The following is an 18,873-nucleotide window of genomic DNA, read 5'->3' as shown; positions in this document are numbered from 1 at the left end:
CTGGTGCCTTTGATTTTGCAGCGTTGCTTCCTGAGCTGCCGGCCCGGAATCAGAACAGAATCATTGCCTGCAGCCAGAAGCGGTCGGCATCGCTTCTACCGTCGGCGCCTTTGCCGCTGGTGCTTCTACCCGGATTGTCCCCGATGGTACGTGCCCAGTTGCCCCTGATGTTCAACTGCCTGCCAAAGACGTAACTCACTCCTGCTCCGGCTCCTTGCAGCCAATAGCTGTTTTTTCCGGTTGCAGTAACCACGGAATTCTGCCAGGGGCTGTGATGCATGGTGGTCTGGCCGGCATCGTAAAAGCCGTTTAACTGCACCAAACCAAATCTTGAAGGGAATGGCAGGTCGTACCGCAGATCCACGTTAAACAGGTGCCCGGAATCGCCTACACCCTCGCCAACTGTGTAGGCACGCACTCCATGAGGGCCCCCCAGGTTGAATTTTTCGCTTGAGTCAAGGTTGTCAAGCGACAGTTGCGTACTCCAGGAAAAATTGATGCTGAGTCGCTCTGCCAGACGTTGCAGGCGGGATACCCCTAGGTTGAAATGCGTATAGGTCCCTTCAGTACCTGTTATTGAAACATCTTCGATCCCCACCTGAAGCGTCCCGACGGTAACCCCGGCATTCCAGGCGCTGTAGCCACCCCCCATGAATCTGTCGTAATAATCGCCGCTTATGGCCGCTGTACCGCTGTGGATACGTTTGTCACGAACTTTGGTGCCGTCTGCATCGTCGGCAAAGATCTTGAATTGATATCCCAGGCTGCTCTGGATGTTGGCAACGCGGCTGCGCAGCCAGGGGTAACTGATGGCGCTATCAACACTGTGGCTGTAACCGCCGGCTTTCAGTGAAGCCAAGTCGCCGATCAGCTCATAGCCCATGCCGGTGTAGGCGATGGTTCCTTTCAGGCCGTCCGAAAACAGGGGAAATGAATAGGCAGCCCGTCCCTGGTTTAAGCCTTCAGCACCGGTCAGCAGCAACGAGAGCTGGTCACCATAGCGGAGGGGGTCATTGACATTCAACATACCGGTGCCGCGCCAGGTACCGGTATGGCGGTTGCCATGATTGTCGCTCCAGACGGCGCCGGAAAAGAGAGGCCCCTCTGAAACATCAACCTGGACGGCGGTGGTGCCGGGAGTACTGCCGGCAGCCAGTGACGCCCTGGCAGACAGCCCCGGCAGATCGTTCATAAGCAGTATTGAGCGTTCCAGCTGCTTTTCATGTAACGCCGCCCCCGCTGCCACCGCTGCCGCTGTCATATCGTACAGTCGCCGTGTGCTGATACGGACGTTTTCGGCCGGTTTGATCTGCAGGCTTCCGTCGCTTCTGCCCTGGATGACAGCTATCTCGATGATGCCGGATGTTATGGCCTGACCGGGCAGATAGGCACGGGCCAGAAACCAGCCCTTATCCTTGAGGTACGCGGTCACTCTGGCGGCCAGCGCCTGCAACTGTTGAAAACCGAGTTCGCTGCCGATGACATCGGCCACCAGGGCCTGCAGTTCGTTTTCAGTCGCCAGCCCCTCGAAGCCGCTGAAACGGATCCCCTTGACCATGACCTTGATGCCGCTGTCAACCAACGGAGCCCGTTCCTTCTCGGCTTCAAGCTGTGGAAACTGGTGCGGCAACTGCCGCTGGGGCTGCTGCTCCCGCAGCAGCTGACCTGCGTCGGGCGGCGCCGCCGCTGCCGGGGTTACGACAAGGCACAGCCACACCAACGCCGCCATGGCGCGGACTAAAACGGGTATGTTCATAGCATGATCTCCTGGCTGTTGTGCTGCTGCGATACGACGAGTACCCTATTCAGACATCAGGTGTCTATTGGGGGAAACCCGTAGGCTGCGGTCCGGATGGCGGGAGGCTTCGTGGTATGAAAGGAGAAAACGGGGGGGCTGCCCCATCAGGGTTTTAAAAAACGTCGTGAGAAAGGCCGGATGCGCAGGCATACGGAGTGCGATGGATAACCGATAGCTAGACGAAGGAGTGGGCAGCGTGCAACGCTGTAGACGGACTCCGGAACGGCTTTTCAGCCTAAACTGCTTTTTCCGGGTTCATAGCCCTGTTACAAACCGCTTTCCCGGATCAGGGTAACCCAGGCATGGCGCAGCAGTTCAAGGGCCGGCGACTGGCGGTCGGCATCGAGGTGGGCGACGCCGCGCAGCCGCAGCGGCGGAACGCCACCGGGGTCGCACTGATCGAGCCGGACCCGGAAACGGGGAACCAACGGCGTCAACTCATGCTGCCGGGCGGCGTCGGTGGGAATCGGCCCGCCATAGGTGGAGGCCAGTGACGGGTCATCAAGGGTGGCCACCGCCACCCGGTCGATAGCGGCGATACGGCAGGAAAAGGCGCCATACTCCAGTGCATCGGGAATGAAGCGCCCCCGCCCCCCGACCCGTATCCGCCGCAGATCCTGCTCTTCCAGGTAGACGTCCACCCGGTTCGCCCGCAGGTCGGCGACACTCAGTACCCATTCACGGGCAGCCACCCAGCCCCCGGCCATGATGTCATCGTTGCGATAGACCACCACGCCGTCAAAGGGAGCCATCAGTCGCAGCTGATCCATTTCGGCACGCAGCCCGCCGATCTGGCCGCTGCTCCCTTCGGCCCGCTTGCGCAGCACATTGCCCTGGGCCGTCAACTCTTCGCTGAACGCCTGCTGGCGCACCTGCCAGGAAGCCACCGAGGCGCCGGGCAGTACCTGGGCCATTCGGGCCTCCAGGTCCGGCGACTGCAAACGGGCCAGCAGTTCCCCCTCCCTGACCTCGGTACGCAGCGGCGCGGGGCCGTAGACCATGATTCCCGGAGCCGGGGCCGACAGGCGCTGCTCGACAATGGCACCCAGGACCGCCGGCGCCCGTACCGTTGCCTGCCAGGGCAGGAGCAGCAGCCCCGCGCCCGCCAGCAGCAGCAGGACGGTTCTCGCCAAAGCCCGGTTCGGCCGCAACGAACCGCGGCGCTGCCACCAGACCTTCAGTTCCGAGGCAACCGGCAGGGCGATGAACCAGCCCACCTCCACGGCAAAAAGCAGCATCCCCAGGGCCTTGAAAAAGAAGTGGTAGACCAGCAGCGCGATCCCCAGGAACAGCACCAGGCGATACAGCCAGACCCCCCAGGCGAAAACGGTCAGGAAGCGGCGCAGGCCACTGCCGGCCGCCTCCGGTGGCGGGTCGCCGTAGCCGAACAGCAGCTCCCGCAGCCGCCAGCGGCCAAAGGCGAAGGAGCGGGCATGGAGATTGGGAATCGACAACAGGTCGGAAAGGATGAAGTAGCCGTCGAACCGCATGAAGGGTGAACAGTTGACCGCCAGGGTCATGATCCAGGCGGTGCTGGCCAGAAAAAAGGCGGCCCCGCGTAACGGGCCGTCCGGCAGCAGCAGCCAGCCCCAGGTGGCCGCCACCGCCAGCGTCAACTCCGCCAGCACCCCGGAACTGCCGATAATCAGCCGCTGTCGTCGCGAGGAGAGTTTCCAGGCTTCGTTGGTGTCGGTGTAGAGCATCGGTGCCAGCACCATGAAGGCAACCCCCATGGCCGGCACCCGGCAGCCGTAGCGCAGCGAGGCGCAGGCATGGCCCAGCTCGTGGATGACCTTGGCGGCCCCCAGCGCCAGCGCCAGGGCCAGCATCCCCTCCACGGAGCGGTAGGCGGTAAAGGAGTGCAGAAACTGATCCCAGTGCCGCGTCAGCAGCAGCAGGCCACAGAGGGCAACCACCAGCACCAGGGACAGGAACGCCGGGGAGAAGAGGGGGGCGGTCAGGGGGGCGATCGCCTCCAGGAAACGCTGGGGCCGTACCAGGGGGATGCGAAAGAAGAGGTAGTTCTTGAACAGGCGCTGCCACCAGTGGCTGCGCATCCGCTCACGGGCCGCCAGCAGGCGCGCCGTGCCGCCGGCACCCTGCGGCTCGGTCAGGAAATTGGACTCCAGGAACGGCGCCAGGGACGCCACATCCTCCGCGCCCAGCTCCAGGGTGGTTTCCCGGCAGACCGACTCGGCAATCGCCTGGGGGCTGCCCAGGTGCCAGCGCGACAGCATCTCGAACGCAGGCCAGGTAATCAGGTAGAAGCGGTTCGCCGCCGGATCGTGCAACGACCAGACCGGTGACCCGTCCCGCTGGGGCGGGGCGGGAAACAGTCCCACATCCTGCCGCAGCGGCGGTACTATGGCGGCGGCCCCTACCATCCCAGCCACTGCCGCACCGCAGTAAGGGGACGCCGCAACAGGGCGTACCCCAGCATGACCCGCTCGCCGTACACCTTGGCGGTGCCGGACAAGCCGATACGGGGCAGATGCGCCGTATCCGTGAAATCACCCTTCAGGCGGTAACCCACCACGCCGCCCGGCAGGACTTCAGCCCTGAAGGCGGCCGAAGTCAGTACCGCCTCACGGGGATGCCGGGGGTCGCTGGACAGGTACAGAATGATGCGGGTTCCCGGCGCCAGGGCAATGGCGTCGGCCACCGGCAGCCGAATCAGCAGCTCCGCCTGGGCCGGATCGGCGATCATCAACACCTTCTCGCCGATACTGACTCCCTTGCCTACCCAGTCGGTAGGATCGGAGAACACCGCGATGCCGCCGCGCGGCGCCGTCGCCTCCAGGCGGTTCAACAGCCTGCTGGCCCCGGACAGCTCGGCGGCCCGCTCCTCCATCCGTCCCCGGCGGGGAGCCATCTCGATCTTGCCCTTATCGTCCTGCAAGGCCAGCACCGCGGACTGGCGGTATTCCTCGGCGGCAACCTCGTAGGCTTTGCGGGCCATGCCCAACCGGGCGCTGAGATTGGTACGGTCCATCCTGAACAGCAGTTGACCGGCGGTCACCTCCTGGTTGGGCCTGACGTGAAAACTCTCGATCACCCCGTCCTGGGGGGCCCGCACCAGGAACGGGTCCTTGGCCGCAACCTCGGCCGGGGCCAGCACCGACAGGCGTACCGGGATGAACAGCGCCGCCGTCAGCAGCGCCACAACCGTCAGCAGCACGGTGCGCCGCCGCAGGCTCCGCCCCAGCCGTTTCAGCCAGGGACGCTGCTGCACATGCAGCGCGCAGGCGTGGGAATAGATGGCGGCCAGCTCGGCGGCGAGCGGCTGTTCCGCCTCCGTCCACTCTTCCTCGCGGGCCAGCAGCAGCACCCCCGCGGCCTCGCCGTCGCCGTGGCGCACCGGCAGGGCCAGGGACGCCGCCGGCCACCACTCCTGCCACTCCGCGGCAATGCGGGACGGCAACGCCCCGCGGTCCACCACAAACGGGCCGGACTGCTCCGGCAACGCGCGGCACAGCCCCGTGAGCCACTGCAGGTACGGCGACTGCCGTTCCGGCAGCGGCAACCCGGAAATGGCCGTCACTCCGCCATCGGCCAGCCAGAGTACCGCCTGGCGATAGGAAAGCAGCGACTTGGTCTCGTTCACCGCGATGAAGGCCGCCTCGTCAAGGGTACGGGAATCCCGCATCCGCCGCTGCAGCTGGAGCAGCAGACTCAAGCCGACGACCTGGCCGTTCGCGGCGGCGTTGCCACTCATTTACGTCCGCCCTTTGTCCCACCGCCGAAGGCGGCCCAGCCGCTCATGCCGGGCAGCAGTTCGGAAAAATTGCCGATGATCTCACCGGCAAGGGAAACGGTCTGGCTCAAGGGGTCGATCCGCGCCCCCACTCGCACCACCTGGGCGGGGAAACTGCGCCCTCCCAGCTCCTCCACCTGCACGGTGAAGCGGCTGCCCGGCTTGAGCCAGGAAAGCCAGCGCGACGGCACCAGCAGACGCACCTCCAGACGGCTCGTATCCAGGATATCCATGACCGGTTTACCCGGTGTCAGATACTGGTACGGGTCGGCATGCAGCTTGACCACCCGGCCGTCAAAGGGGGCCTTGATCCGGCAGCGGGACGCCGCCACCTGCATTGCCGACAGTTCAGCTTCCGCCTCCTTTGCCTTGGCAACGGACTGCTCGTATTCCAACACACTCAATGCTTCAAGCTCGGAGAGCCGCTTGTTCACTTTCAGGGTGCTGCGGGCCGCTTCTGCGGCGGCCTCCGCCTTTTTCAGCTGGGCCTCGATAATGGCGCAGTCAAAAGCCACCAGCAGGCTGCCGGCCTTGAAGGTGGCCCCGTCCTTGAGCGGCATGGAGAGGATATTGGCGGAAATTTCCGAAGAAATGGTGGTCTGCTGGAATGCCGTCAACTGGATGCGCATCCGTCCCTCGGCGGCGAAACACGGGGGTACCGTCATGAGAATCGTCACCGCCAAAAGCGGCAGGCCATACATCCTGCCGCGCACGACTGCCGTCAGAAAGCGTTTCATATGCCGTTTTTCTCCATTTTCTTCAGCATGGCCACGGCCCGGCCGCTGCCCTGATCGGCTGCCTTGCGGTACCAGTTTTGTGCCTTCCGGTGATCGGCCGTAACACCATCGCCGGCATAATAGAGCCAGCCGAGAGCCTGCTGGGCTTCCATATCGCCATTTCCGGCCGCCTTCTCATACCAGGCAATCGCCTCGGCCTTATTGACGGCCAACCCCATGCCGCCGCTGGCGTACAGCCAGCCCAGCCGCCGCTGCACCGCTGCGTCACCTGCTTCCGCCCGCTGCCGCAAGGCCGCAACTTTCGGATGCTCCGTGGGGACGGCAGCCGTGGGAGCAGCGACTGTAGCGGCGGCCTCCGCCATCGCGACCTCCATGACTGCAACCTCCGCAACCGCCGGAGCGGCGGCTTCAACCGCGGGCGCCGCCTTCACGGCCGGAGCCTCGACAGGCTGCATCACCGGGGCCGACTCGCTCACCACGGCGGCAGGCCCTGCCTGGACCGCAGGAACGACGGCGGGAGCGGGATAGATACGCTTTTTGATCTCGCCGGTCAGGGTTTTCAGGTCGTCACTCTCGATGGTATCCGGCAAGGGGTCCGCACCCAGGGTGGCGGTGATCTGACCGTAGGCGTTCTGCAGCGCCGCGTAATTCTGGTAGCGGCGGTAATCAGCCATCAGCGACCCGGTGGCCGCCTTGATCGCATTCAGACGGCTTTCCGCGCCGGTACCGGCCTGCTTGCTGGTCTGCTCGGAAATGCGGGCGTCAATGGCCAGCAGTTGATCGGCCAGCTCAAACTGGCGTTTGCGGCTCATGAACTCTTGGTGCGCCACATGCACCTGGGTGAGGATCGCCATGCTCAGCGCCATCCGCTGGGTCTGCACCAGCTCCTCCTGTCCCTTGGCCAGCTTGTACTGGGCCGGACCGGAGATCAGGTTCAGCAGGTTCCAGGTCAGGCGGGCGCTTCCTTCGATCCACTTCTGATGCACCAGGAAACTGTTGCTGTCGTAGTGTCCGCCCACGGTCATCTCCACGCCGGGCAGCATCCGCAGAATAGTCTTCTTCACCTCGTGGGCGCTGACCCGCTTGTTGTAATCGACCTCACGCAGTTCCGGCCGCATGGCCAGGGCTTGGATCTCCATGTCTTCCAGGGAGCTCCCGACTTCCGGCACCGCCAGCATGCCGGGACTCACCAGCGAGAACGACTGCCCCACCGGCAGGTTGATCAGCGCGGCCAGGCGCGGCTTGGCCTGAGCCAGCTCGTCCCTGAACGTCTCCAACTGCTTGATGATCTCCAGCAGGGTTTTCTTGTAGGTCAGCGTCTCCATGGGCGGCCGCAGCTTCTCCGCCTCGATCTTTTCAACATCCTTCAGGGCCGCGTTCACTTCCTTCAGCAGCGGTGCGAACTGGGCCTCCAGTTGCTCCGCTCCCAGGGCCTGCCAGTAGGCCTGGCGAATCTGTTGGAACATGGTATGCACCACCTTGCGGCGACGCTCCTTCATGATATGGGCGCGTTCCGCCTGCTGCTTGGCCTGGAAGTAGCTGACCCCGAAATCGAGGATATTCCAGGTCATGGTCAGGTCGCCGGTATAGCGCCCCAGGTCGGAGGAGGTGGACGGCGCCAGGGATTGCTGCCAGGTATAGACGTTCATGCTGGAGGAGGCGTTATGCACGTCCCGCTCGCTGTACCCGGCCGCCGCCACCACGCGGGGCAGCATGTCGAACGTCATCAGCTCCACCTGCTTCAGGGACAGCGCGTCCTCCATCAGCTTCACCCGGTGGTCCAGGTTATACTTCAGGCCCCGGGCCAACGCCTCCTCAAGGGTAAGCGGCGCCGCGAGCGGCTCCTGATTCCGGTACATATTGACCCGGTCCTCCTGCACCCGGTTCATCAGGTCATCCCGGCTCATGGATGGCGTTTTGACGGCACAGCCGGCGGCCAGGGCGGAAACGATCAACAACAACAGCAGCTTGTGTGGCATCTGCATAACTTTTCACTCCTTCACCGTAATATGGAAACGCTCTGCATCGAGTTGTTCGCGCTTCAATCACCCTCGCGTCGCCGTGCTCTGCTGCAGGGATGTCAGCAGTTCCGCCTGCCTGCTGCGCGGCTGCTGCTGCCTGAGCTGCTCCGCCAGCGACGGGCGTCCGGAGGATGTCCCGTGTTCCCGACTCTGACGCCGTTCAACTCCCGGTCCGGCGGAAGTAGCCGGCTCGGCCGGTTCACCGGCGGGACCCGCTTCCGTCTGCTGTCCCTGCCCCGTACCGGAAACGCCGGGAGCAGACGTCGTCTCGCCATCTCCCTGATTCTTCAACGTGTGGGCCGCCTTGGACTCCTGTTCGCTGATGTGCAGCAGGAACTGGGTGAAGGCGACGCTCCCCTGATCGTCCCGGGCCATGACCTTGATATCCATGGCCCCGCCGGTACCTGCCGGCGGCTTACCGGTGAAGCGGCCGCTATCCGGATCGAAGCTGAGCCAACCGGGCAGCGGCCGGCCGTCGGCAAGGCTGGCCTCGATGGCGACCCGCGCGCCGGCATTGCTGTGTCGGAAAGTACCGGTGGGGAGGTTGAAGGAAGCCACCTCCTCAACCAGTATCGTCTGTGACGATGGGGTCTTGACGAGGTACAGGCCGTGTTCACCGACCGTGGAGTCGCTGCCGCCCAGGATGACCACGCCGGAACTACCCAGAACCGGCATTGCGTTGTAACTCGGCTCACCGAGGTCCAGCAGGTTCTGTATGGGTGGTGCGGCCCAGTCGGTGGAGCTGGGACCGGTGGTCGCCGCCGGCGCGATGATGACCGGGCTGAAACTGCCCGGCGTAGCCGGCGCCGGCGGTGGAGCTGCCGGGGCCACCACCGGCGGCGTCTGGACCACCGTCGGCGGTTCCACGGTGATGGTCACGGTGTAACGGTTCATGCCGCCGTTACCGTCACTGACGGTGTAGGTGAAGCTGTCCCGGCCGCTGTAGCCGTCGGACGGACGGTAGCGGTAACTACCGTCGGCATCCACCGTCACCGTACCGTGAACAGGGTCGCTTCCCTTTGCATAGGTCACGTTGTCGCCGTCGGCATCGCCGGCAACGGGTAGCCTGTCTGTCCGTACCGTGTTGTACCCGACGACAACGGCGGTATCAGCCGCCACCGGCGGGGTATTGGTGACCGTGACCGTAACGGTGACGGTCTCCGTAACGCCGCCGCTGGTCACGGTATAGGTGTAACTGTCGTTGCCGGAGAAGCCGGGGGTGGGGGTGTAGGTGATCGTATTGTCCGGATTCACCGTCACCGTGCCGTTGACGGGCGACGTGGTGCCGGTCACCACCGGGGTGCCTTCGAAGCTGTCGTTTGCCAGCACCGGCGTGGTTACCGGCGTGCCGGCATGGGTGGTGACGCTGTCGCCGGTGATGTCCGCCACCGGCGTCACGGTGATGGTGAGCGTGGCCGTGGCCGTACCGTTGGCCGATCCGGTGCCGTCGCTCACCGTGTAGGTGATGACCGGCACCGTGCCGTGCCAGTCCGCAACCGGGGTAAAGGTGTAGCTGCCGTCGGCCTTCAGCGTGAGGCTGCCGATGCCGGCAAGATCGGCGGTTCCACCCGCAGCGTAGCTGGTGCCGTTCACCGTGAAGCCGGTCACGGTCAGCGGGTCGCTGTCGGCATCGCTGTCGGCCACGTCGCCATTGCTACCGTTCAGCACGTTGCCGCTGATTGGCGTGTCTTCCAGGGTGGTGCGGACGTCATCGTTGGCAACCGGCGGGGTGTTGGCGACCGTGACCGTAACGACGGCGGTTTCCGTGACCCCGCCGCTGGTCACGGTGTAGGTGTAGCTGTCGCCGCCGAAGAAGCCGGGGGTGGGGGTGTAGGTGATGGTGTTGTCCGGGTTCACCGTTACCGTGCCGTGGACCGGCCCGTCGCCCGGCGCCACCGTTACCACCGGAGTGCCCTCGAAGCTGTCGTTTGCCAGCACCGACGTGGTCACCGGCACGTTGACGTGGGTGACGACGCTGTCAACGGTGATGTCCGCCACCGGCGTCACGGTGATGGTCAGCACGGCGGTATCCGTGCCGCCGGCGCCGTCGTCCACGGTGTAGGTGATGGTCGGCACCGTGCCGTGCCAGTCCGCAACCGGAGTAAAAGTGTAGCTGCCGGTCTTGTCGAACAACAGCACGCCCGTGCCGGGGATGGTCGCGGTCACGGGGGAGCCGTCAACGGGCACGGTGTGCGTCACGCCGTCAACTACGATCTGCGTCACGGTCAGGGTGTCGCCGTCCTCGTCGCTGTCGGCCACATCGCCGATGCCGCCGCTATCGAGCACGTTGCCGCTGACCGGCGTGTCTTCCGGCGTGGTGCGGGCGTCGTTATTGGCAATCGGCGGTGTGTTGCCGATGATGGTGATGGTCAGCACGGCCGTGGACGTATCGCCGTCCTTGTCGGTGATGGTGTAGGTGAGAGCTTCGGTGAGCGTGCTGCCGGCGGTCAGGGCCTGCACGGCGGCGTTCGCGGAGTCGATATCGTAGGTGTAGCTGCCATCGGCGTTCAGGGTAAGGGTGCCGTAACTGCCGACTGTTGTCCCGGCCGTCACCGGTCCCGGAAGGGCCGCTCCGTCGGCGCCGATGGCGTCATTGGAGTAGACGTTGCCGGTCACCGTGCCAACCGATTTACTCATCTGGTTGCTGTCGGCAACCGCGGTGGGGGTATGGTCGATGACCCGGATGGTTAGCGTGCCGGTGGTGTCGACATCGGTTTTGTCCGTGACCTTGAGGCTGATGGGTTCCGTACCCTCGCCGACGCTCGGCGTTGTCTGCGCCTGCTCCAGCGTGTAGGTGTAGGCGATGGTGCCGTTGTACACCTCGCTGCCGAAGCTCGACGTCGGGGTGAAACCGCTGACCGTGATCCTGCCGTCCGGCGTGTTGATGGCAATGCCGTCCGGCGGCAGGTTCTTCAGTGTGGCAAGTGTGATCTCCGTGCCGCCGATGGTCACACTCTTGATGCCGGCATCGGCCTGCACGGTGATCGTGCCGGTGGTGGTTTCGGAGCCGTCGCCGTCAACGACGAGACCGGATTCATTGACCGTGGCCTGCCCGGTGGCTGCCCCGTTGCCGTCCACCGGCGTGATGGCCGGGGCGCCGTCGGTCTTGCCGTTGATGGTGATGGTCAGAGTAGCCGTGGCGGTCTTGTCGCCGTCGGAAAGGGTGTAGGTGAAGACCTCGTCGGTCAGTTGCTGACCGTTGTTAAGTGTATTGACCGTGGGGTTGGTCTCGTCCAGCGTATAGCTGTAGCTGCCGTCCGGGTGGATGGCCAGTTCGCCGTACTTGCCGCTGACGGTGACGGGGTTCGTCGTGATAGTACCGCCACCGCTGCCGCCTGGCGGCGGTACGATATTCGTGACCCTGAGATCGGCTACCGGTGTATCCGGGTCGGTGTCGTTCTGGCCGGGCTGCACGGTGTTGTTCCGATCCTTGCCGGTGATGACGTTGCCACTGGTGGGGCTGTCGGTGTTTTCCGTAACGCTGGTGGTGTCGTTGTTCGCCACCGGCGGGTCGTTGACCGGGGTGATGGTGACGGTGCCGGACACCGTGGCGGAGAGCGGGGCCGGGCCGCCGGCGTTGCCGCCGGCCTGCAGGTTGTTGCCGTCGGAGAGTGTCACCGTGAAGGCGCGGGTGCTTTTCTCGGTGCCGGACAGTTTGTCAGTCGGGTCGTCGCTCTGGTGGGAATATTTGACGGCTTCGAGAATGGCCTGCACCTGGGCGGTGGTGGCCCCCTGAGCCAGCGTGATGACCAGTTGCCCCGTGCCGGCGTTGTAGGCCGTGACGTTATTGATGCCGTCAAGTGCGCCGTTGACCGTCAGCAGGTCGCCGGCGATCCTGTCGGTGAGCGTCACGGTGATGGTGCCGCTGCCGAAGACGGTGGAACTCAGCCCGCTGGTGCCCAGGTCGATATCGCCCACGGCGACATTGGTCAGCAATGCCACCTCAAAGGCATTACCGCCGCCGGTGACGGCGTTGTCTTCGGTCACGGTCACCGCAATGCCGCTGGTCTGGCCGCCGGCCGTCAGGGTCGGGGCGTCATTCACCGGGGTGACCACAGCGCTCAGAATGACGGCATTGGCAAGGTCACTGTACTGCGTGCTGCCGCCGGAACCAGCCCCGGAAAGGTCGGGACGGCTGCCGGAGGTCGCCGCGCCGGCGGAGGTGTCGATCAGGCGCACGGTCAGGCTGTCGGCAGGCGTGCCGTTGTAATCGGCCGTGGTGGGCCGAAAGCGCACCTGATCGGCGGCGATGAGCACGAATGCGTTACCGGCGGCCACATCTGCCGGCACGGCGATCCAGGTAGTGCCGTTGTCGGTACTGTATTCCCACACCCCCTTGTCGCTGACCATGCCGGTGATGGCGACGCCGGCGAAGCTGTTGGCGCTGGAGCCGCCCGCAACCGTGTCCTTGGCATCGGAGAAGTTGCCGCTGAACAGGGCGGAAACCGTCTGGCCGGCGGGATGCGCGGCATCCTCGGCCACGGTGACGGTCGGATGCGCGCCGGTGCGGGTCGGGGCATCGTTCACGGCGGAGACACTGATGCCGATGGTGCGGTTGGTGTCGTTCCACGCGCCGGTCGCCAGGTCGGCGTCACCGTTGGCCGTGTCGTTCAGGTTCTTCGTATCGCCTGCGGCGGTGCTGGCCGTCAGGATCTGTGAACCATCGGCCAGACGCACCGTCAGGTTGCCGGGGGTGCCGTTGAAATCAGCGGCGGGCACGAAGCGGACCTGGCTGTCGGCCCTAAACACCAGCGCATTGGTGATGCCCAGGCCGCTGGTTGGAATGTCAATCCACGTGCTGCCGCCATCGCTGGAAACCTGCCACGCGCCTTGGGCCGCCGTGGCGGCGTTGCCGACGATGGCGATATAGGAGAAGGCGGTGGAAGCGTCGTCGCCGCCGTTGCCGGTCTGGTCGTCCGTGGCGTCGCCGTAGCCGAAGTTCAGGCCGGAGAAGGCCGCGCCCGCAGGGGTGGCGTCTTCGTTGATGGTGGTCAGGGTGACGTTGGTGGTGGCCACGGGCCGGTCGTTCACCGGGGTGACGGTGATGGCGATGGTTTTGGTATCGGTTTGTACGCCGCCAGTGCCCACCAGCCCTTTGTCGTTGGCCGTGATGGTCAGGGTGTCGCTGCCATGGTAGTTGGTCGTGGGGGTGTACTTGAGCGTTGCCAGGGCGGCGTTGAGGGCGGCCTTGGTTCCTTCCACGGTGATGGTGGCGCTGCCGTAGGTGGTGCCGTCTTGCAGGGACAGGCCGGTTGTGGTGCCGAAATTAAGAGTGCCGTGGCCCACGCTGACGGTGATCCGCTGAATGCCGCCAAAGTCGTCGGTGTCCGCATAGGAGATGCCGGAAATCACCGTGTTGCTGCTGTCCTCGGCGATGGAAACCGGCGTGATCGAAGTATCGGGCACCGTTACCACCGGTGCGTCGTTGGTGCCGGAAATGGTGATGGTGAAGGATTTGACGGCGGTGGTGTTGCCGCCGACACCGGTCCCTTCCTTGCCGTTTTCCTTGTCGTCGGCCGTCACCTTGATGGTGACCACCTTGTCCACGTTGGCATTCGCAGGGGTGTAGCGCAGGCTGTTCAGCGCGGCGCTCACGGCGGCGGTGGTGCCCTTGACGGTAATGGTGCTGCCGCTGCCGTCCACCGTCGCACTGCCGAGGGTCGCAATGCTAAGGGTGCCGTAGGGATCGGTGCCGTCCAGCGCCTCCACCGTCACCTCAATGTAGTCGGTGGCTCCCTGGTTGATGTCCTTGGTGTCCTGGACGGTAAACCCGGCGCTGATATCGACGTAGGTGCCGGAAGCCATCGTCTGGTTGCCCGGCACAGCCAGCACCGGTGCGTCGTTGACCGGCTTGATGGTGATCGTGTTATCCACTGTGACGGCAATGCCGGCCGGCTGGTCAGCATGGCCGAAGTCAGTGAGGGTTGTTTTGAGGTACAGGGCGCCGTCGCCGGAAGCGGTGCCGTTGTAGTCGGCAGCCCCCTGAAACTTGATCTGGTTGAGGGCGGCCTGCACGTTGGCCAGGGTGCCGGTCAGGGTGACGGTGTTGCTGTTGTTGCCGCTGGCGGTGACGTTGCTCAGGCCGGAATAGGTCAGTTTCCCTTCCGTAGTCGCATTGGCAGGGGTGGAGCGGTCGCTGTCGCTGAACAGCTCTACCTTGACCGTGACGTTCCTGTTGAAGCTGTCGGCATCGCTCAGGCTGAAGCCGTTGAGGGTGACGTTCCCATCCTCGTTCACGGTATAGCTGCTGCTGTTGCTGATGGTCGGCACGTCGTTCTGGTTGGAGGCGGTCAGGGTGATCTCCTTGCTGACCCGGTTGTTGGCAGCGTCGATGGCACTGCCGTCGCTGTTGGTGGTGGCGGCGATGCCGCCGTTGGCGCCGATGGTGAGTACTCCGCCGCTGTCGTAGAGCCGGTCGTCCACGGTCACGCGGATCTTGTGGCTGCTGACATCCTCGTCGTTGTCAAAGGCAACGGTCAGGGTCGCCAGTGCGGTGTTGACCTCGGCCCTGGTCCCCTGGATGACCAGCGTATTGGTGTCTTTGCCGTTGTTGTACGCACGGCTGCCGGTGGAGGGATCAGCCCCCGTGTAGGTCAGCTTGGCGCCACTCACGGCAGAACCGCCGCTGGTCAACACCGCCACCTCAACGCGGATGAAATCCTCTTCCGAGCCGGCGATGACCTGCGCCAGATCAGGGTCATCCACCGAGATGCCGGTAACGGCCACTGGGGTGCTGCCGCTGCCGAGCACATCCTTCGACGACGGAACGGCCACGGTCGGCTTGTCGTTCGTCGGCTTGAGCGTGATCAGGAAGACGTTTTTGTCGGCGCCGGCGCCGGCATCTTCCAGAACGCCGTCGTTGACCACAAAGTGGAACTTGTCGTGGTACTGGGCGCCGAAACCGTTAATCAAAGCCCCCACTTCCTCACCGTTGTGCTTGTATTTCACATTGCCATCGTCAATGTCCTTCTGGGTGAAGGTGGAGCCGATCCCCAGGGTCTTGCCGTTCAGTTGCAGCACGCCCAGGGTCGGCGCGCTGGTGATGCGGTACTGGCGCTGCACCGTGGTATTGTCCGAATCCACGGCGGTGAGGTGTACGCTGGTGATGGTTGCGGTGCCTCCCTCCGGCACGTCGGTCAGAATTTCGTTCGTGCCGGCCGTGGCCCCACCGCCGGTAATGGTACCGATGACGGTGATGTCCGGATCGGCGTCGCCCGGCTTGTCGGCGATCTGCGGACCGTTGTTGACCGGGATGATGCCAATGGTGGCGGTTATTGCCGTGCTGGCGTGGCTCTGGTCGTCGCCGCTGTCGGTAACCGTGCTGGTATTGGTGGTAAAGGCGCTGCCCGGCGCGGCCAGATCGTCGCGGACTTGGTAGGTGAAGGTCAGCTTGGGGCCGCCGGCATAGGCCAGCGGTTCGGTACCGTTATGCACGTAGCGCAGGCCCGAGGTTGCACCATCCGCCGTCGTGGTCAGCAGGGAGCTGTGCAGCCAGAGTTCCGCGCCGGGGGTAATGTCAGTCCAGGCGCTTCCATTCCAGTATTGCAGTTTTCCCTGAACGTCACCGCTGCCGCTGTTTGTTGTCGGGCCAGTCAGGATTTTGAACCAGAGACTGTCGGCAAGGCCCTCGTCGTTCCAGAGCACGTTGCCGGTGGTGTTGGCGGCATTGGGCTCCGTATCCGTCGTGCCGTCAACGTCCGTCATGCCCAGCATGCCGGACCCCAGACGGACAGTAGTGCCGTTGCCTTCCAGCACGTTCACCGTGCCGCCGCTGCCGGTGGGGCGGTCGTTCACCGGGGCGACGTGGATGTTGAAGGTGGCGTCCTGACTACCCGCTGCGGTGCCGTCGGAGACCTTGAAGCCGAAGCTGTTGATGAAATCCTCGTTGCCGTCGTGGACAAAGCGGATCTTGTTGTTGTTGATGTCGGCCTGGGTGAAGGTGGCGTTGACGTCCAGGGTCTGCCAACCGCTGCCCGTGTCGCGCTGGATCACGCCGTTGGTGGGCGGGGCGGTCAGGGTGTAGACCGTTTCCGCGGGCGGCAGCACCACCGCCGTGCCGCCGATGGTGCGGGTGATCCTGTATTCCAGCATAGCCTGGGTGATGATGCCGTCGCTGCCGACGTTGCCTTCCTTCCACCCGCTTGCCAGGCCGTTGAAGTTGGTGCCCAGTTCATCGAACGCGTAGGTCATGCCGTCGTAGGTGGGGGCTGTCCCGCCGCCGGTACCATCGACCGGCTGCAGCATGAAGGCGAATTCAAGGGTTTTGATGGCCCCGGTGGCGACATCGCCCTCGCGTACCGCTCCCGGCACGATGGTGCCGAGATCGTCGGGGGTCGGCAGTTCATAGCCGTAGGCCGAGTCGCGGACAGTGAAGGTGAACTTCTCGGGGATCAAATCCTCGCCGGTCAATTCCGCGCTCTGGTAATACCTGACCCTGCCGCTGTCGATGTCGGCCTGGGTGAAGCGGCCGCCCACATCCAGGCTTTTCCATACCCCGGCAGAGACTTCCAGCAGCAGTTGGCCGTGGGTGGGCGGCGTTTCGATCGTATAAACGATGTTCGCCGCCGGCCAGGCCTGGCCGGGGTTGGCCGGGTTCAGATCGGGGTCGGTGACCTGCAGCATGGCGGTGGTGATCGGGAGGTAAGCACGCTCATCCACCGGATCGACGGGCGGCGTGATGTGGTCCATCACCGGCTGGTCGTTGTTGGGCAGGACCGTCAGGGTGATGGTGGTCTCGGTTGTCAGCTTGGCACCGGTGCCGTCGCTTCTGCCGCCGAAGTCCTGCACCGTGATCTTATAGGAGGGCGAAACCGCTCCCGGCGTGTTCGGCTCGTAGCCGTTCTGGATGAATTTAAACCGGGCCAATTGGGCCGCGGTCAGCACGCCGCCGCTGAACGCCGTTTCCCCGCCGTCCATCACCCCGTTGTTGTTGGCGTCGATGAAGAAACTACCCTGCCCGCCGGTGACGACATCGCTGATGGTGATGGTGGAGTTTTCCAGGGTGTCGGCGGTATCGCCAAGATTGATGGTCGGTGCCACCGCCTTGGACTGCCCTTCGTACAGGCTTGGGCTGCCGGAGATGGTCGGCGCCTTGTTCACCGGGTTGATGACGATGTTCAGCGTGCCGTTGGTGACCGCACCGCCGCCGTCACTAACGGCAACCGTGAAGCTGACCGTTTTAGGCGCCGCCAGGTCGCCGCCCGTGTGGGTGAATACGAGGCTGCCCAGCTCGGATACCGGAACCACTGTATCCACAACGACCGGCCCGCCCTTGTAGGTCAGCGTGCCATCGCTGGGCAGACTCTTGATCTGAACCATCTGCTGCACCAGCACCTGTTGGCCGGTCTGGATATCCACGTCCAGGGCATTGGCGTCGGTGGCGAGTTGTTGCAGGGAAAAGGCCGTACTACCCCCTTCGTTGAGGATCAGGTTGGTCCGGGTGGAGAGGTCCGGCGCGTCGTTGACGGCAGTGACGGATATGTTGCTGATGGACAGCGTACCGGTTCCGCCGTTGGTCACGTCGGTGGCGGTCAGATCGATCTTCGCGGAATAGCCGCTGGTGGAGCTGTTCTTGTTCAGTTCATTGGTGAAGGTGAGGCTGGCAAGGGTGGCGTTGATCTGTGCCAGGGAACCGGAAATGGTGAAATCGGCGGAACCGTTGGTGCCTGCGGAAACGATCGCTCCGCTTAAGGTGACGCTGCTGCTGCCGCCGGTGGTCTGAACCCGCACCGTCATGTTCGCCGGGCTGTCGGCGTCGGTGATACTGATGCCGGTGACGGCCAGCGGCGTGTCTTCGGCGGTTGCACGGGGCGTAGCACTGTTGGCGTCGTTGACGGCGGTGGCCGCCAGCAGCCCGTCGTAGCCGGCCGCCGTCAGGGCCGCCGCCTCGATGGGGCCGGTGCTGCGCTCCAGCACCCAGTTGCCCCCGGCAGTCGTCCCGCCGGTGGCGTCGCTGGAGGCGGCCACGTCGGCGCCGGTCAGGAGCGCCAGTTGGCTGATGAAGGCTTCACCCTGAGAACCGGCGGCAACGTCGCAGCCGTACAGCAGGATGTCCGCGTCGGCCGTCAGGCTCTGCTTCCAGGATTCAAGCTGGCTGGCGTGGTCGGCCAGGGTGTCGGCGGACAGGACCGCGTCGCCCAGCCGCACCGCGCCGGGGGTGCCGTGGCTGAACAGGTGCAGGGCCGTGATGTCGTGGTGGTTTGCCAGGTAGTCGCTGATGTGCGCCAGGGGGTCCACGCCTTTTTGCAGGGCAATGATCTCGACGGAACCGCTGAGACCTTGCAGCAGTGCCGCACTGTCTTTCAGGGTCGGGTCGATGAAGGCTACTTCATGGTGGGCCGCAGCGGTGTCGGACGGGGCAGGGGGAGGAGTGGGCTGTTGGGCCTGGTCAGCCGCAGCATCGGCGGTGGCAGCAGCAGCCGCATCGAACATGATCCGCGGCTCCAAGGGCATGATGTAGGCAAAACCGCTGCCGGCCGGCTGCTGCATGGACGTACGGTGGTGACGTCTGGACATGGTGAATACCTCCCGCTTGTTCAAAACCCGAGTAAACTCAAGAATGCC

General features: G+C 64.5%; 6 protein-coding genes. All 6 read right to left on the bottom strand.

Going from position 1 to position 18,873, the window contains the following annotated elements; all coding sequences use genetic code 11:
* Positions 1 to 49 precede the first annotated feature (49 nt).
* Positions 50 to 1,756, bottom strand: coding sequence for a ShlB/FhaC/HecB family hemolysin secretion/activation protein (locus RAK07_RS00115; protein ID WP_305730826.1), 1,707 nt, complete (start codon positions 1,754 to 1,756; stop codon positions 50 to 52).
* A gap of 308 nt (positions 1,757 to 2,064) precedes the next feature.
* Positions 2,065 to 4,182 (bottom strand): site-2 protease family protein, encoded by a 2,118-nt coding sequence (locus tag RAK07_RS00110; RefSeq protein WP_305733454.1) that lies wholly within the window; start codon positions 4,180 to 4,182, stop codon positions 2,065 to 2,067.
* Positions 4,176 to 5,513, bottom strand: coding sequence for an efflux RND transporter periplasmic adaptor subunit (locus RAK07_RS00105; protein WP_305730825.1), 1,338 nt, complete (start codon positions 5,511 to 5,513; stop codon positions 4,176 to 4,178). Before RAK07_RS00105 ends, RAK07_RS00110 begins: the two co-directional genes overlap by 7 nt.
* Positions 5,510 to 6,289 carry an efflux RND transporter periplasmic adaptor subunit gene (locus RAK07_RS00100; protein ID WP_305730824.1) on the bottom strand — a complete coding sequence of 260 codons (780 nt, stop codon included), beginning with the start codon at positions 6,287 to 6,289 and terminating at the stop codon, positions 5,510 to 5,512. Before RAK07_RS00100 ends, RAK07_RS00105 begins: the two co-directional genes overlap by 4 nt.
* Positions 6,286 to 8,274: a TolC family protein gene (locus tag RAK07_RS00095; RefSeq protein ID WP_305730823.1), complete on the bottom strand. Its 1,989-nt coding sequence runs from the start codon at positions 8,272 to 8,274 to the stop codon at positions 6,286 to 6,288. Before RAK07_RS00095 ends, RAK07_RS00100 begins: the two co-directional genes overlap by 4 nt.
* Positions 8,275 to 8,334: 60 nt before the next feature.
* On the bottom strand, positions 8,335 to 18,825 hold the full coding sequence (locus RAK07_RS00090) for a cadherin-like domain-containing protein (protein WP_305730822.1): 10,491 nt from the start codon (positions 18,823 to 18,825) through the stop codon (positions 8,335 to 8,337).
* Positions 18,826 to 18,873: the final 48 nt, after the last annotated feature.

It is taken from the genome of Trichlorobacter ammonificans, assembly GCF_933509905.1.
GTDB lineage: Bacteria > Desulfobacterota > Desulfuromonadia > Geobacterales > Pseudopelobacteraceae > Trichlorobacter > Trichlorobacter ammonificans.
The sequence above is the reverse complement of the archived record's forward strand: the minus strand, read 5'-3'. Positions and strand labels throughout refer to the sequence as shown.

Excerpts from the sequence above, each read along its gene's own strand:
- RAK07_RS00115 (WP_305730826.1), bottom strand. The coding sequence starts at position 1,756 with ATGAACATACCCGTTTTAGTCCGCGCCATGGCGGCGTTGGTGTGGCTG.
- RAK07_RS00110 (WP_305733454.1), bottom strand. The coding sequence starts at position 4,182 with ATGGTAGGGGCCGCCGCCATAGTACCGCCGCTGCGGCAGGATGTGGGA.
- RAK07_RS00105 (WP_305730825.1), bottom strand. The coding sequence starts at position 5,513 with ATGAGTGGCAACGCCGCCGCGAACGGCCAGGTCGTCGGCTTGAGTCTG.
- RAK07_RS00100 (WP_305730824.1), bottom strand. The coding sequence starts at position 6,289 with ATGAAACGCTTTCTGACGGCAGTCGTGCGCGGCAGGATGTATGGCCTG.
- RAK07_RS00095 (WP_305730823.1), bottom strand. The coding sequence starts at position 8,274 with ATGCAGATGCCACACAAGCTGCTGTTGTTGTTGATCGTTTCCGCCCTG.
- RAK07_RS00090 (WP_305730822.1), bottom strand. The coding sequence starts at position 18,825 with ATGTCCAGACGTCACCACCGTACGTCCATGCAGCAGCCGGCCGGCAGC.